This window comes from Streptoverticillium reticulum, assembly GCF_047456005.1.
In the GTDB taxonomy this organism is placed as follows: Bacteria; Actinomycetota; Actinomycetes; order Streptomycetales; family Streptomycetaceae; genus Streptomyces; species Streptomyces reticulum.
The window spans coordinates 57,799-71,412 of the sequence record NZ_CP179756.1 but is presented as its reverse complement, the minus strand read 5'-3'; the positions used below and the strand labels follow the sequence as shown (position 1 = coordinate 71,412).

General features: G+C 70.8%; 14 protein-coding genes and 1 tRNA gene. 8 read left to right on the top strand and 7 right to left on the bottom strand.

The window, feature by feature from the left end:
* Window positions 1–422 precede the first annotated feature (422 nt).
* The 3 genes from ACMATS_RS38150 to ACMATS_RS38140 all read left to right on the top strand — a co-directional run bounded on the left by ACMATS_RS38150 (window position 423) and on the right by ACMATS_RS38140 (window position 4,525).
* On the top strand, window positions 423–3,128 hold the full coding sequence (locus ACMATS_RS38150) for a Helicase associated domain protein (RefSeq protein ID WP_414170954.1): 2,706 nt from the start codon (window positions 423–425) through the stop codon (window positions 3,126–3,128).
* Window positions 3,129–3,236: 108 nt separating this feature from the next.
* Window positions 3,237–3,998, top strand: a complete 762-nt coding sequence (locus tag ACMATS_RS38145) for a hypothetical protein (RefSeq protein ID WP_414170953.1) — start codon at window positions 3,237–3,239, stop codon at window positions 3,996–3,998.
* Between the two features lie 113 nt (window positions 3,999–4,111).
* Window positions 4,112–4,525: a hypothetical protein gene (locus ACMATS_RS38140; protein WP_414170952.1), complete on the top strand. Its 414-nt coding sequence runs from the start codon at window positions 4,112–4,114 to the stop codon at window positions 4,523–4,525.
* A 160-nt stretch (window positions 4,526–4,685) separates the two neighbouring features.
* Here ACMATS_RS38140 and ACMATS_RS38135 read toward each other — a convergent pair.
* From ACMATS_RS38135 to ACMATS_RS38115, 5 genes are all read right to left on the bottom strand, one after another.
* Window positions 4,686–4,759: transfer RNA gene (locus ACMATS_RS38135), tRNA-Met, on the bottom strand.
* A 66-nt stretch (window positions 4,760–4,825) separates the two neighbouring features.
* The gene (locus ACMATS_RS38130) at window positions 4,826–5,398 is read right to left on the bottom strand and encodes a transcriptional regulator (protein ID WP_414170951.1); all 573 of its coding nucleotides are present in this window, start codon (window positions 5,396–5,398) and stop codon (window positions 4,826–4,828) included.
* Window positions 5,398–6,981 carry a helix-turn-helix domain-containing protein gene (locus ACMATS_RS38125; RefSeq protein ID WP_414170950.1) on the bottom strand — a complete coding sequence of 528 codons (1,584 nt, stop codon included), beginning with the start codon at window positions 6,979–6,981 and terminating at the stop codon, window positions 5,398–5,400. The genes ACMATS_RS38130 and ACMATS_RS38125 overlap by 1 nt, the downstream gene beginning before the upstream one ends.
* Window positions 6,978–7,262 (bottom strand): helix-turn-helix domain-containing protein, encoded by a 285-nt coding sequence (locus ACMATS_RS38120; RefSeq protein WP_414170949.1) that lies wholly within the window; start codon window positions 7,260–7,262, stop codon window positions 6,978–6,980. The genes ACMATS_RS38125 and ACMATS_RS38120 overlap by 4 nt, the downstream gene beginning before the upstream one ends.
* 139 nt (window positions 7,263–7,401) lie before the next feature.
* Window positions 7,402–7,797, bottom strand: coding sequence for a hypothetical protein (locus ACMATS_RS38115; RefSeq protein ID WP_414170948.1), 396 nt, complete (start codon window positions 7,795–7,797; stop codon window positions 7,402–7,404).
* A 290-nt stretch (window positions 7,798–8,087) separates the two neighbouring features.
* On the opposite strand from ACMATS_RS38115, the gene ACMATS_RS38110 reads away from it, so the two are divergent.
* On the top strand, window positions 8,088–8,780 hold the full coding sequence (locus tag ACMATS_RS38110; protein ID WP_414170947.1) for a hypothetical protein: 693 nt from the start codon (window positions 8,088–8,090) through the stop codon (window positions 8,778–8,780).
* A gap of 95 nt (window positions 8,781–8,875) precedes the next feature.
* Here ACMATS_RS38110 and ACMATS_RS38105 read toward each other — a convergent pair whose 3' ends face one another.
* Window positions 8,876–9,574 carry a hypothetical protein gene (locus tag ACMATS_RS38105; protein ID WP_414170946.1) on the bottom strand — a complete coding sequence of 233 codons (699 nt, stop codon included), beginning with the start codon at window positions 9,572–9,574 and terminating at the stop codon, window positions 8,876–8,878.
* Between the two features lie 217 nt (window positions 9,575–9,791).
* Between ACMATS_RS38105 and ACMATS_RS38100 the strand changes: the two genes are divergently transcribed.
* From ACMATS_RS38100 to ACMATS_RS38085, 4 genes are all read left to right on the top strand, one after another.
* Entirely contained in the window at window positions 9,792–10,163 is a 372-nt protein-coding gene (locus ACMATS_RS38100; RefSeq protein ID WP_414170945.1) for a hypothetical protein, read from the top strand.
* 9 nt (window positions 10,164–10,172) lie between these two features.
* On the top strand, window positions 10,173–10,805 hold the full coding sequence (locus ACMATS_RS38095; protein ID WP_414170944.1) for a DUF6233 domain-containing protein: 633 nt from the start codon (window positions 10,173–10,175) through the stop codon (window positions 10,803–10,805).
* 68 nt (window positions 10,806–10,873) lie between these two features.
* Entirely contained in the window at window positions 10,874–11,365 is a 492-nt protein-coding gene (locus ACMATS_RS38090; RefSeq protein ID WP_414170943.1) for a hypothetical protein, read from the top strand.
* Between the two features lie 399 nt (window positions 11,366–11,764).
* Window positions 11,765–12,472, top strand: coding sequence for a hypothetical protein (locus ACMATS_RS38085; RefSeq protein ID WP_414170942.1), 708 nt, complete (start codon window positions 11,765–11,767; stop codon window positions 12,470–12,472).
* A gap of 35 nt (window positions 12,473–12,507) precedes the next feature.
* Here ACMATS_RS38085 and ACMATS_RS38080 read toward each other — a convergent pair whose 3' ends face one another.
* Window positions 12,508–13,566, bottom strand: coding sequence for a replication-relaxation family protein (locus tag ACMATS_RS38080; RefSeq protein ID WP_414170941.1), 1,059 nt, complete (start codon window positions 13,564–13,566; stop codon window positions 12,508–12,510).
* Window positions 13,567–13,614 lie beyond the last annotated feature (48 nt).

Below are 13,614 nucleotides of genomic sequence, written 5' to 3'. Positions count from 1 at the left end.
GCAGACACGACGCGCCGTCGCTACGCGACGGAAAGACGGCACCGCACTCCGTGCGGTATTCCGGGACTTCGTCCCGGGAATCCGGTCCACTCCGTGGCCCGGGAGGCCAACTCCGTTGGCCTCGGGCTCGGATCGCTCCGCGATCCGGCCTGACGGAACACGCTCCGCGCGTTCCTTGGGCTGGCTAGAGGGGGAGAGTGGCGGTACCTCGGGTGAGGGGGACTCAGTGGGCCGGGGTGGGACTGCCGTTGAGGCCGAGCGTGGACAGAAAGAGCCGGGCGACGATCACCACGAGAACCCCAGGATAGCAGAAACGAACACATCAGAACACCCCCAACAAGCAGCATGCGTCATCCTGCCAGACCCGCTACCTTATGGAGAGACAAGCCACCCCTACCACGGGGTCCTGAGGCCAGGACGGAGTGTCGAACGCAGCCCGGAAAACCACTCACGAAGAGGACAGAAAGCCAATTGTCCGGCCCTCTGATTTCCTGCATAACCGGGATTCTAGCGGACGGACAAAGCTTCAGACTCGAGCAAGAAAGGGAAATTGCATGCCGGGGAAAGAACTGTTTCCGCATCAGGTGGAGGCGGTCGATGCCGTCCTTCGCACTCTGCAGACACCTGCCGACGGACACATGCCGGCCGAGGGACTGCGAACCCAAGTCATCGCTGCAACCGGCTCAGGCAAGACACTCATCGCCGCCGAGGTAGCCCAGAAACTGGGGGCGAGGCGGGTGCTGGTCCTGGTCCCGACTCTGGACTTGCTGACGCAGACCGCGGCCGCATGGCGGGAAGGCGGCCGCACGGGGGCGATGCTGGGAGTGTGCCGCTTGCGGCCCGAGGACTCCGACGGCATGCCCTGCACAACAGACCCCGGCGAGCTCGTGGCGTGGGCACAGGGACTGGAGCGGGTGACGGTGTTCGCCACCTACGCCGCCGTCGGCCTCGGCATCCTCCAGCGCGCCCACGCGGCGGGCCTGGCCGTGTGGGACCTGATGGTCGTGGACGAGGCCCACCGGACCAGCGGAGACGCGGGAAAGCCGTGGGCAGCCGTACACCACCAGACCATGATCCCGGCAACCCGCCGCCTCTACATGACCGCCACCGCCAGAGTCTGGGAAGCACCCGGGGACGCCCGCAGTGACGGGCGGGAAGAACCGCGGCTGATCGCGAGCATGGACCCCGACTCCCCCGTCTTCGGGCCCGTGGCATTCAAGCTGACCCTGTCCGAGGCTGTCAGCCGCGGCCTGGTCGCCCCGTACCAAGTCGTGTGCATCGACATCAGCGACCCCGAACTCCACGAGGCGCACCAGATCGCCGGCGCGGGCTCGGACGCGGTGCGCGGAGCGCGTCTCGCGGCACTGCAGACCGGGATCCTGACCGCAGCCGCCCAGGAGCGGCTACGAAAGGTGCTGGCCTTCCACAGCAAGATCATCGAGGCCGAGGCCATGGCCGAGGGCGTCGTCGACGTCGCGCGGCGGCTCTGGGAGGACGATCCCCGCCGGTTCCCGGCGCCGGAGCGGGTGTGGGCTGACTGGCTGTATGGCGACCATGCTCCCGGCCACCGGCGGGCCGTGCTGGCTGAGTTCGCCTCCGACGTCATCGAGGCCCAGGACCATGAGGGTGACGGGCCTGGACTGCGGCCGGCCGCGCTGCGTGTACTCAGCTCCGTGAAAGTGCTGGGGGAAGGGGTCGACACAGCGAATTGTGATTCCGTCGCATTCTGCGACGCGCGGGGCTCGATGATCGATATCGTGCAAATGGTCGGCCGCGCACTCCGGATGAAACCCGGCGAGGGGAAAATCGCTTCTCTGATCGTTCCGGTATTCCTCGCGCCTGGTGAAAGCCCGGACGAAATGCTGACCTCCCCGGCCTACAGCACCCTCGCGAAGATCCTCGGAGCGCTCCGTGCGCACGACACCGACACCATCGAAGCCCTCGCCGACTCCCGGCGGCGCAGCGGCAGTTACGAGCCCGAGGAGGAAGTCGAGGAGGCCGGTGAAGTCGGCCGGGAGCGGCCGGAGGGCGAGCAGGGGCCGAGTGCGCCCGCTCAGGAGCTGCTGAAGTTCAGCACGCCGCGGGATCCGGCGCTGCTGGCCCGGTTCGTGAAGCTGCGGGTGATCGAACCGGAGAACGCCTTCTGGCGGCGCGGCATCGAGGCCGTCGTTCGGTACGTGAAGGAGACCGGCGCCGTACAGCTGCGGGTGCCGTACGACTTCGTCACCCCGGACGACTGGTCGCCTGCGGGGTTTCCGCTGGGCACGTGGCTGGCGGACCAGCGGCGCTTCAACAAGGCCGGGCGCCTGGCCCCCGACCGGGCCGCCGAGCTGGACGGGTTCGGGATGGTCTGGTCCCACCAGGACGTCGCGTTCGAGGAAGGGCTCGCCGCCGCCCGGGCCTGGGCCGCAGTTCACGGGCACTTCCTGCCGCCCGCCACCGCCATCTGGGACGGCTACCCGGTCGGGACCTGGGCCAAGAACATGCGCACTGCCGCCCGGCTCGCGGACACCATCGCCGAACGCCGCGAGGCCGGCCTCCCCGTCGAATCCAGCGCCAAGGCACTCACCGAGACGCGGCGGGATGCGCTGGACGAGATCGACCCGGGCTGGTGCCCAGCGTGGGACACCGGGTGGCAGCGCTGCTTCCGCCTCGTCCAGGCCCACGTCGAGGGCGGCGGGGCGGTGCCGACGGTGGCAGGGGAGGTGATCGTGCAGGGCGAAGACCTCGGCCGCTGGGTGACGGCCTGCCGGTTCAGCTGGGACAGCCTCATGCCGGTCCAGCAGTGGCTGCTCGAGAACGTCCTCGGCCTCACACCGGCCGAGGAGCACGAACGGCCCGCGAAACGCACACAGGAAGACAAGTGGGCACTCAACCTCCGTGCTGCACAGCAATTCCACGCCCGCGAGGGCCATCTGAACGTGCCCCGCAAGCACATCGAGCACCTGGCACCGGAAGACGGCCTGCCGGGCCATCAGGACGGCGCTGAGAGCCGTCAGGTGAAGCTCGGCATGGTCCTGGACAACATCAGGAAGCGCGCCGACAAGCTCACCGCACAGCGCCGCGCGGACCTGGACGCCCTCGGCATGCGCTGGTCGGCCACCACGGCGGCCAGAAGCAAGAAGTGACACCGATGGTGATCGGGACACGCAAATCCATCAAAGGGCCCGTCCGGCGTACGCGGATCCGGTGTGCTGGGGAGCAGCACACACTGGTACTTCTCCTGGGGAGCGATGATGACCGACATCCGTATGAGCCCTGACGTACGGACCGCGCTGGGGCCGGACGGGGTCGCCAAGGCCGGGGCCGTTACCCTCAACAACGCGATCTGCCTTGGCTGCGAAGAGAAGATCTACCCCAACGAGCCGGCCAACGTCGTCGTACGGATCGCGGGGATCGGGCGGGCCACGGGCCGTGTCGCGCACGTGCGGTATGCGCACGCCCGATGCCACGCCTCGGCCGTGGTGGAGATCCCCGACGCCCGCTCCCCCATGCCGGCAGCGGCGGACGACGGCATGGCGATGCGGATGACCGCCGCCGCCGTCGACCACGGCCGCTCCGTGCTGCCCACCCTCATCGCCGAACCCGAAGCGCCGGTCTACCTCAACACCGGAACCGGAGCGGGCTCCGAGCTCCTGGACGTCCTCGCCTCCCGGGTCCTGGCCCGCGGCTTCTCGCCGGTCGGCCGGATGCGGCAGGCGCCCACGCACGCGGACCGGTGGCTGGCCACCTACAGCACCCCCGTCGGACCGGACGGCATCGCGCAGCTGACCGTCATGGAACCGGACGGGACGCTCTTCTACACCGGCACGATCGCTCCCCCGCCGCAGTGGGTCGCCGGGGTCGAGCAGTACGGCTGGAGCGTGCTGTACGTAGGGAAGATCGGACTCGCCGGGATCCCCGCCAGCGACCAGAAGGCCAAGACCCGCCTCATGCGGGAAGCCGCCGCGGCCGGCCGGTTCGTCGGCGCCCGCATCACCGTCCACCACCTCGAATAGTTGTGCCATCTCGTGAGGTTGGTGCCACGGCCACCGAGACTCGGGCGCCAACGTATCTGCACGAGACCGGAGCAGGTCACCAACCGAACCTGCAACGACAAGGGAGGAGCAGCATGAGCACCGAGCAGGCGGAACTGAACGCAGGGGAGGTCCTTGCGGCCGCGGAACGGTTCCCGTGGGCTCTGGCCGCGCCGCGCGAGCGCCACTGGCCGGACGGTGAGTTCCTGGACGTCGCTCTGCGCACGGTGCGCACCGAGGAATGCGATGGATACATCGAGCGCCTGGAGGCGTTCGTGGAGCAGCATCGCGCGCGCCTGGAGGAGGTGTTGCGCGGCTGGGGGCCGGGCAGCAGGCCCGCGGAGTTCGGCCGGTACGCGCTGGTCGGACAGCCCGAGACCCTGGTCATCCTGGAGCGGATGGAGACCAACCCGTTCGGTCTGCGCCGCCAGTGGGAGAAGGAGCTGGAGGACGTCCTCCTGGACGACCTCGAGTTCGTGTGGGGGCCGCGTATCCGCCTCAGCCGGTGAGCAGCCGGGAACGAGCAGCGGGGCCCGGCGGTGAGCGTCGGGTGATCCGGTCCGGCCCCGCTGTCGTCGGGTCATACGTGAACGTGAGCGGCTGGCCAGCTCACAGCCCAGTCACATGAAGAGGGCCCGGATCCGTATGGATCTGGGCCCTCTTCAGCAGTAGCGGGGACAGGATTTGAACCTGCGACCTCTGGGTTATGAGCCCAGCGAGCTACCGAGCTGCTCCACCCCGCGTCGGTGATCCCCACAGTACGCCATCACAGCCGGCGCCGCGGACCACCTCCTGCCGGGGCCGGTCTTCTAGGCTGCGAAGCCGACGTTGGTGACGTACTCGTACTGGCCCCACTGCGAGCCCAGGTCAACGATTGTGTCGTCCCAGGCCGCGTCGAGACCCTGGTAGTCACCGGCCGCCCAGGAGCCGACGATCTTGTCCCAGCGGCGCACGTTCATCGTCCGGTACTCCACCACCCGTTGCAGCGGCCGGGCGACCTGGGACTGGTCGACAGGGTGGATCTCCACCCGCGTCCCGCGTCCCTCACGGTTCAGACGCTTGAGGAGGTGCCGGGCGACGTTCTGGCGGCGCACCGCCCGGTACGCGGCGTCGATCTTGGCCAGGTTGGCCTTCGACGGCGACCGTTTGCCCTCCAGCCACGCTTTCAGCGTCCGGTCGGTGACCGTCAGCCCGGCATCCTGCGCGGCTTTCCGGCTCTTGCCCGACTTCGTCAGGTAGTGCAGGCGCGCTATCCAGCCGCGCTTGGCGGTCACCGGGGTCGCGATGCCGCCCGCGAGCTCGTCAAGCTTGCGCGCCACGGCGTCGCTGCCCCTGATGCCCCGGGCGCCGAACTTCCCGAAGTCGAGGTTCTTCTCCGGCACTACCCCTCCCCTTCCGTCTCCGTGTGCTCGGTGGTGTCGGTTCCGGCGGTGTACGTGTCCTTCACCTTGACCTCGGTAACGCCCCGTCCCTCGGGGAAGACACTCCGCCAATCGCCGATGACGTGGAGTTCGTCGGTGCCCATCGCACGGACGACCGTCAGTCCCTCGTCATGAGCCTTGAGCGCCTTCAGCCACAGGTTGGAGAACGCCTGCGAACGGACGATGTGCATCCAGTCCGGCCGGTACAGCTCCCGGTTGTAGTTCGACTCCCCCATCGTCGAGACGAACTTGCTGTACATCGCCTTCACATATTCCAGGGTGACCTCGTCGCCCTGCTCAATCGCGGTGTCGCGGGCGTCCTTCAGGGCGATACGGAACTTCTCCAGCAGGTTCTCCGTCGCCCCAGAGGTGTACGACTCGTGGATCTCCGGCGGCGCGCACAGCCCGTACTTCGGACCCGACAGGCGCAGCAGGAGGCGCAGGGTCGGCTCGGTCACCCACAGCGGCCCCGGCTCGTCACGCTGGCCGATCGGGTTCGGCAGCACCGCCTCGTGCTCCCAGACGGGCGGGGTGATCAGGTGGACACCGGCGCGACGGCGGTCATGAGGGAGGCCCGCGGAGTGCTCGAGCTGGCCGAGGGGGAGGTGGGTTTTGAGGGCGCTGAGGTAGGCGCCGTTGATGTCGAGCGCGGTCACCTCATGCCGGCCGGGCGGCAGCTCGTGCCGGGTCCACTTGGGGCGGGCCTCCCAGATCTGGTCCGCGCCGCGGGAGGTCTGCTTCTTGAGGATGTCGGGGATCCAGGGGTGGGCGATCACGTCGTAGCGGGCGCCCTTGCGGGTCTCGTCCAGCAGCCGCATCGCGTCCGGGATCGCCCGCTTCAGCAACACTGCTGTGGCCGCGTCGACGTCGCCGTGGTGCTCGGCGAGCGCGGCCTGCACCGCCTGGCCGATCAGGTCGACCGGGCCGGACGGCTCCTGGAACGCACGCCGGGCCGGACCCTGGGAACGCTCGGAGGGACGCGCCGTCGTACGCGAAGTGCGCGCAGCCGGCTTCCTGACCGGAGCGGCCTCGGGCTGTACGAGCGTCGTGGCGGGCCGGGCGGGCGGCACGGCAGGGGTGGTCTGGCAGGCGGCCGGGTCCAGGTGCTGGGCGAATCCCGCCACCCGGTGTGCGGCCGGATGCCCGCACAACACACACGGCTCAGGCGCGGCGAGAACCTCCACTTCGTCACCTTCGCCGCCTTCCTCGGGCACCGGGGAAAGCGTGGGAGCGTCGGCGGCGGCAGGAGCCTGCGCCACGGTCGGCTCGGTGGCAGCGGGCGGCGTCACCGGGGCGGTGCCGGTGGCGAACTTGGCGGCTAGCCCGTCCAGGAGGTAGGCGTACTTGGTCCTGGTCTCGCCGACCGGGTCTCTGTCCTTCTCCCAGGCGGTGACCGTGCTCGGGCTCACCTCCAGTGCCCGGGCCACCTCCGCCTTCGACAACTGGGCTCGCTCTCGGAGTTCCTTACGGATTTCAGGAGCGGGCAGTTTGGCTTTCGGGCCCACGCCCGCGAGCAGCGAGTCGATCGCATCGAAGTCACTCACCGGGCCACTCCCTTCTCGGCATTGGCGCCGCGGCGCCGGGCGGCGGGCAGCGTCTCGCACGCCCGGGTCGGACCCGCCAGCAGATCCAGCGCAGCAATTTCGTAGTACTCGGCCAGGACATCGACGTCACGCAAGGTCCACGAGGTGGCCCCGGTCTGCCGGCGCGAGACCTGTGTCTGCTTCAGCCCGAGCGCCGCAGCGAGCACCCGCTGCGAATCCCCCGTCGCCTGCATCAACGCGGCCACCGTCAGCCGGAGTGATTCCTCCAGACTCAATCCCATGGCCCCATCATACTCGAAGTCGATGCAAAATATGCATCATAACCGGGTATCTGTACTCAAGAATGCGTCTTGCCTCTGACTCCCGGACCGGGGAGGCACAAGGCCCTTTCAGCGCCCGCAACCCGCCCAGGCCCGGCGGTCAGTGGCCCGGGGCCCGCCCGCGCACAGGCCGGCGGGCCGCACGCCGCGCATCCCGCTCCGCCTCCCGCGCCTCCTCCACCGCCCGATCAGCCAGACACCCCGGACACACCAGATCCAGCACCCGGCGGCGCAGGGCCCGGCGCAGCCGGGGCCCGGGCGGCAGCACTCCGCCGCGGGCATGGCGGCGCACCGCACGTGCACTCGTTCCCAGGAACACCGCGAGCAGCGGGGCGTTGTTGTCGTACCGGGCCAGGAGGAACGCCATCTGCGCCTGGCGGCCGGCAGGGAACCGCGCAGCCGTCTCGGCCCGCTGCTCAAGGGTGAGACCTGCGTGGTGACGCTCGCAGCGCGGCACCTTGTTCTTCCGGACAACGTCCGGTGGGTTCGTCTTCATGGCACCCGAGCCTGCCCGGGCCGGCCTGTGGACAGCGACCACCACCCCAACCAGCACCGCCGACGGCTACTGGGCCAGCCGCACCCAGCCGTGGGCTCTTCCGGCCCCGGCCGCTGAGCAGCTCAGCCGGTCACATGTGGGCGCCCATGGCGGGTGAATCTCCCTCGCATACGCGGGCGCGGTTCTAGCGGCACAGGTCCAACTTGCTTGTTTTTCAAGGCTATTGACACGATACAAGGTGTTCTGTCATGTTCTGTCCGCCGATTCGGCGAAGTCAGGAGGGAAGGCTCATGGCACGACGAGACGAGTACGACGAGGGCCAGGCCGCGAAGCGGTTGAAGGTGCCGGTCACGACGTGGCGCTGGGCGCGGCACGTCGGTCTGATCCCGGAGCCGGACGTGTCGCCGGTGGAGTGGTCGCGGGCGGCGGTGGAGGCACTGGACGCCGGGGCGGTCCGGGCGTCGATGCCGCGGGAGCCGCTCAGCCCGTACGAGGCGGCGAACCGGCTGGCGGCGGCGCTGGGCACGCCGAACGAGGACGGCCAGGCACCGGCGGTGTCCACGTTCGCGGTCGAACGGCTCATCGCGCTGGGCCTGCTGCTCGACCTGAGCCACGACCACAAGTACCCGAAGCTCAGCCCGGACCAGGTCGACGCGGTCGGCACCCGGCCGGATCTCCCGGAGATCCTGGCGCGCGAGGCGCCGCTCGGGCCCGAGCAGGCCGCCGCCCGGCTCGGCGTGCGCAGGGTCGATTACGAATGGATGCGGCGACTGGGTTGGATCACGCCCGTCTCCTACGGGCGTGTTCGATTCGGCACGTCCAAGGCCGGCGCCGTGACCGTGCCCCGCTTCTCCACCGGCGACGTCGACGCCCTGCCCGCACAGCACCCCGAAGTCGACTGGGAGCAGCTGCGTGACATCGGCAAAGGCCGGCGCTCCCCGCTCGCCGCTCTTGCGCCCGCGCAGGAGACGGCCACGGCGTAGCCAGCTCCGGTCCGGGGCGACGGAGCCCCGCGCCCCGGACCGGCACTGACGCACTGGGGCGCGGGAGGCCGGGGGCGACCGGTGTACGGGCCCGGTCAGTCCTGTGGGGCGATGGGATTCTTGAGGTCGTCCTCGGTCAGGTCGGGATCGTCCTGCGGGCGATAGCACTCGGCTCCGGTCACCCGCATCACCAGTTCGATGCGCTGCCACTCCGCGCACTGGACTTCCACGGTCCGCAGGTGCTCCTCGGCGTCGTAGTCGTCCAGGGCGCGGCCGGCCACCTCCCGCTGCTTCTCCAGCATCTCCGCCGCCTCCTGGGCGACGAGCGCGGCCTCCATGCCGGCGGCCTGCTGGCGGACCCGGTAGCGGTAGTACGCGACCGACAGGTCGCTGAGCATGGTCGGCGTGCCCAGGGGGTCCAGCCAGCGCGTGGGCAGCCCGGTGTAGGCGAGGGTGGTGGGCAGCTTGACCGGCATGCGCTCGGCGTCCAGGACCAGGCCCTCGATCATGTACGGCTGCCCTGTCTCCGGCAGCCCGAGGGCCTCGGCCTGCTCTACGGTCAGCGGGAGCGCGACCTTGCTGGTGGTCACCGACTCGAAGCCGTCCACCGTGCGCGCGTCGACGTGCACGTCGGTGACCGTGATCTCGAACCGCCGGCCGCGGTGCAGATGCAGCCGCATGTCCGCGGCGAACTCCTCCCGGCCGCGCGGCACGCGGTCCCGCACCGCGGGCGGGATCCGCTGCGGCACGTTGACGATGTACGTACCCCCGACACGAATGTCCCTCGTCCGCATCGGGCGCCTCCCGCCACGTCGTCCAAGCCGCCCCTCGACGATCAGAGATCCGATGGCCGCCTTCGTTTCCCCTTCCCAGCCTGCAACCGGTCCGCAGGCCCCGCCAAGGAGCCTGCACCGGAGGCGGCCAAGGCGCAGCACCCCGCCCGTCGGCCTACCGGCCACCCTCACCACTAAATAGAACATGCATGCGATACGGGGGTAGGATTGAGCCGCAATGGCTGATTCCTATGACTTCCCCGTTTCGCTCCGCCAGGCGCAGCTCGAGCTCCACCAGGTGACCGCCGATCTTGCCGCGCTTGGGCGCACGCTCCCGTGGTCCGTCGTCCTGCTGCCCGGCTGGAGCAGGCCCGACGGGCACTGGTACCCCAGCAGCAGGCCCGACAGCCCCGGCTGGACCGAGGAACAGCAGCAACAGGTCGCCGCACTGCGGGCCCGCGCGCTGGAACTGTCGATCACCGTCGGCACCCACCCCTTCTGGAGCACGGTGGAGAAGGGGAAGGTCGTCGAGGCCCGGATGGCCCTCAAGCGCGTGCACGAGCATGCCGACGGCGACGAGGCCGCGGCCGGCGGCACGGCGGCGGCGTAGGCCCAGGCCATGGACGGGCAGTTCCAGGGCGAGGTGCCGGAGCGGACGCCGACACCGCAGATCTGGATCCGGCTCCACGACCGTCAGGAGCTCCTCGGCCGCCTCCTGCGCCGCTGGCAGGCCGCCAACGGCATGTGGTTCTACGAGGTGTCGCTGACCCTCTGGGCGCACGCCATCGTCCACGGCAAGGACACCGCCGAACCCGCCGACATCATCGTCTCCGTCCCCGCCACCCACGTCTCCCCCGTCCCTGAGGAGGCGGAGGCGTACAAGCGCGTGCCCCTGCGGCGGCATCCTGCCGCCATCGCCCGTGCCCGCACCGGCCGCCGCCCCGCCACTCCCCCACCACCGCCCCGGACGCGCGAGAGCCCGGCCGGCGGGGCCTCGGGGGCGGGCTGGCCGCAGGTGCGCGGGGACGGCTCCGACCGCTGGAAGATCACATACCCGCGCCATCCGTACAACGCCACCGGCCCGCGGCGCAGCGTCCTGCACCACGCCTCATGCTTCACCGCCCAGGGCCCCGCGGACCTCACCACCGACCAGGCACGCGAGGCGCTGCGCCGGCCGGGCGCGCAGGCGTGCGAGACGTGCGGCGCCGGACAAATCACCGCGCCGCCAGGCGCCCCCGGCAAGGCCCGGTGAACATCGGGAGGGAAAGGCCGCGGCCGTCCCTCGGTGTCCCGGCGGCGGGGCGGGCCGTTGAACGGGGCATGGACCTTCATGCTCTCGGCCGGGTCGGCACGCTGCTGCACCGGGCCCATGCCGCGCTCGGCGCCACGGACGCCGTCCAGGAGCCGGGCAGCGACAAGGCGCAAGCGGTGGCGGGCGACGGGCTCGGCGAGGCGCGCGAGCTGATCGGGCAGGCCCGCGACCACGTCCTGGTCGTCTACGCCCTCGCGCATCTGCGGATCGGCCTGTCGCAGGACCGCCCGGCGCGTATCCCCGATGCGTACAAGGCGCTGGCGAGCGCGGCGGACGCCATCGGGGTGACCACCGGCGCCCCGCCGCCGAACCCCACCGCGAGACTCGGCGACGCGTGCCGGGACATGAGCCGGGCCGTCATGCTCCTCGCGCCCCTCCTCGGCCCGAAGGCCACGACCGGGGCCGGCCCTCACACGCCGGTACGGCTGGCCACCCACCTGCAACTGTTCGCCGAATCAGCTGCCGCCGCGCCCGCGACCCACGCCGTCACCTGGAGCTGACCGCCCGCCCGCGCACCGGCAGCTCCGGTTCGCCCGGCCGTCCTCGCGGCCGCCGGCTCCGGGATGCGGAGCGACCTCTCCCCTCGGCTATCGCGTGGGGAAGAGGTGTCGCCGCCGTCGGTGGGCTTGCCCACGGGTGCTGATCTGCGGGAACACCCGACGTCCGGTTCGGGGTGGCTCCCACCTTCGGTCACACCCTTGGTCCCCCGCCGGAGGCAACCCTCCAGCCCCCTGTGGAGCCCCTGTCCGGTGCAACCCTCCGCCGACCCGGGGTGCCCCGGCCGGTGGGGCCGGACAGGTGATCGCCAGACCTGGAGCGTGCCTGGGCGGCCGGGCTGCCGGTTGAGGGGTTCGGCGGACCGCTCGGCCCGTGCAAGGGCCACGTCTGCGAGGCACACCATGGGACGTCACAAGCAACAGAAACCGCGCCGTCCGCGCGGCGGGAACGACCCGTCGGCCGCGGAGTGGTTCGGCACGGCGTTCCACTCCACCGAGGGTATGCACCACCTGGACGTGCGCCAGTGGGGCAACGGCATCCTGATCACGTCCTCGCCCGCCGAGGTCGACGGTGTCCCGGCGGCCTGGCCGCTGCGGCTGCGCAACGACGACAACGGCCAGGGCCTGGACGAGCTGGGCGCGGCCCTCGCGGCGGGACGGCCGCACGCCATCCCCGTGGAGAAAGGGCCGGGCTTCGAGACCGCCCTGGTGTTCATCCCCCGCTATCCCGACGAGGGCGTCGGGACGCTCGCCCGGGTCCGCACCACCGAAGGCCCGGACGCCGACGTCGTCTTCGAGCACCGCGCGGAGCGGCCGATGCATCTGTGGGCCGAAGCCGGGGAGAACGTCCGCCGGATCGTCCCGCTCCTCGGCCCCGACGCTCCGCCGGCGGACGAGCTCGAGGACTGCCAGCTGTGCCCCGGCTGCTACCGGCCCGTCTATGAGAGCTCCGCCTCGCACACCCTCGTCGGTGCCGGTCCGGTGCCGGTGTGCGGGCTGTGCAGGCTGTGCGCCGAAGGCACCACGCTGCGCTCACTGCGCCAGGCCGACGTGCCCATCGACCCGCAGCAGCGTGCCGTCCTCGAGACCGTGGCGGCCGCCCTGGTGTAGCCGGACTGCCGCTCCCGGGCGCTCGCGCGCGGTGGTCAGCGGCCCGCGGGTTCGGGGTAGCGCTCGCGGCGCCGGCCCGGGTCGTCGACGCCGATCTCGTACCAGGGCTCGCCGCGCTGGAGCCGGGGCAGGGTGTTCACCCAGACCGCGACGGCGATGCCCTTCACGTCGGAGGCGAGCGCTTGAAGGCGGTTGTCGAGCAGGTGCTCCGCCTTGCCCGCCAGGACGACGTGCAGCCGCGGGAAGGTCTTGGAACGGGTGTAGCGGTGGCGCTGCCAGAACGGGTACGTCCGGCCGATGGTGCCGCGGGCGCCTTCCCAGACCCGGTGCCCGGCGTAGCGCTCGTAGTCCCAGACCTCCTTGGCGAGGCGTGCCTGGGACATGCTGCCGTTGTCGAGTTCGAAGAGGCGCACCTCGCTGGTCTTGGTCGGCGCGGCGAGGACCGCGTCGGTGTTGAAGCTCAGGCCGGTCTCCTTGATGGCGTGGTTCACCTCCACCTGCCAGTCGGTCAGATGGTTGCGGCCGCTGTAGGCGAGGATCATGTCCGTGACCGCGACGCCGTGCGGACCGAACCCGGCACGAACGGCTTTCGCCCCGGTGCCGGCCTTCGGTCGGGGCGGCAGCTCGTTGCCGTCGGCCAGAGCCTTCTGTCCCGCCGGGGTCAGGTTCCATATCGGGTGCTTGCCCACCTTGCCGTTCGTCTCCGCCAGCCCCAGCTCCGCCAGCTTCTTCATCGCCCTGCGCACGTACGACCGGCCGTCGGCATCCTCCGCCGTGATCACCTGAGCCATCTGCCGGACCGTGGCTATCCGCACGCACCCCAGCATCCGCAGCGCATCGGCCCGCACCTTCCCGGCTGTGGGAGTGGACTTCTTCCCCTTCGCCGACGTCTCAGGGGAAGGGAGAGAGGTGTCGGCATGCCGGGAGGCCCCCTGGCGAGCGGTGTGAGCTGCGGTGATGGGCACGACGTTGGAATCGTTCGCGGCACCGTTCACGGCACTGGATTCCGGGCCGCCCGCAAACGGCTCAGCACCCCTTGACCAGGCCGGGCGCGGCTCCGGTGCGGGCTGCCGGGCGCTGCTGGTGTACGTCATGGCGAGGCTCCTCATGCAGATGGCGCGGGATGCCGGATGGAATCCCGC

Bases quoted from the DNA above. Each gene is read 5' to 3' on its own strand.
- ACMATS_RS38145 (WP_414170953.1), top strand. From the start codon at position 3,237: ATGACCGACATCCGTATGAGCCCTGACGTACGGACCGCGCTGGGGCCG.
- ACMATS_RS38140 (WP_414170952.1), top strand. From the start codon at position 4,112: ATGAGCACCGAGCAGGCGGAACTGAACGCAGGGGAGGTCCTTGCGGCC.
- ACMATS_RS38120 (WP_414170949.1), bottom strand. From the start codon at position 7,262: ATGGGATTGAGTCTGGAGGAATCACTCCGGCTGACGGTGGCCGCGTTG.
- ACMATS_RS38115 (WP_414170948.1), bottom strand. From the start codon at position 7,797: ATGAAGACGAACCCACCGGACGTTGTCCGGAAGAACAAGGTGCCGCGC.
- ACMATS_RS38110 (WP_414170947.1), top strand. From the start codon at position 8,088: ATGGCACGACGAGACGAGTACGACGAGGGCCAGGCCGCGAAGCGGTTG.
- ACMATS_RS38105 (WP_414170946.1), bottom strand. From the start codon at position 9,574: ATGCGGACGAGGGACATTCGTGTCGGGGGTACGTACATCGTCAACGTG.
- ACMATS_RS38100 (WP_414170945.1), top strand. From the start codon at position 9,792: ATGGCTGATTCCTATGACTTCCCCGTTTCGCTCCGCCAGGCGCAGCTC.
- ACMATS_RS38095 (WP_414170944.1), top strand. From the start codon at position 10,173: ATGGACGGGCAGTTCCAGGGCGAGGTGCCGGAGCGGACGCCGACACCG.
- ACMATS_RS38090 (WP_414170943.1), top strand. From the start codon at position 10,874: ATGGACCTTCATGCTCTCGGCCGGGTCGGCACGCTGCTGCACCGGGCC.
- ACMATS_RS38085 (WP_414170942.1), top strand. From the start codon at position 11,765: ATGGGACGTCACAAGCAACAGAAACCGCGCCGTCCGCGCGGCGGGAAC.
- ACMATS_RS38080 (WP_414170941.1), bottom strand. From the start codon at position 13,566: ATGACGTACACCAGCAGCGCCCGGCAGCCCGCACCGGAGCCGCGCCCG.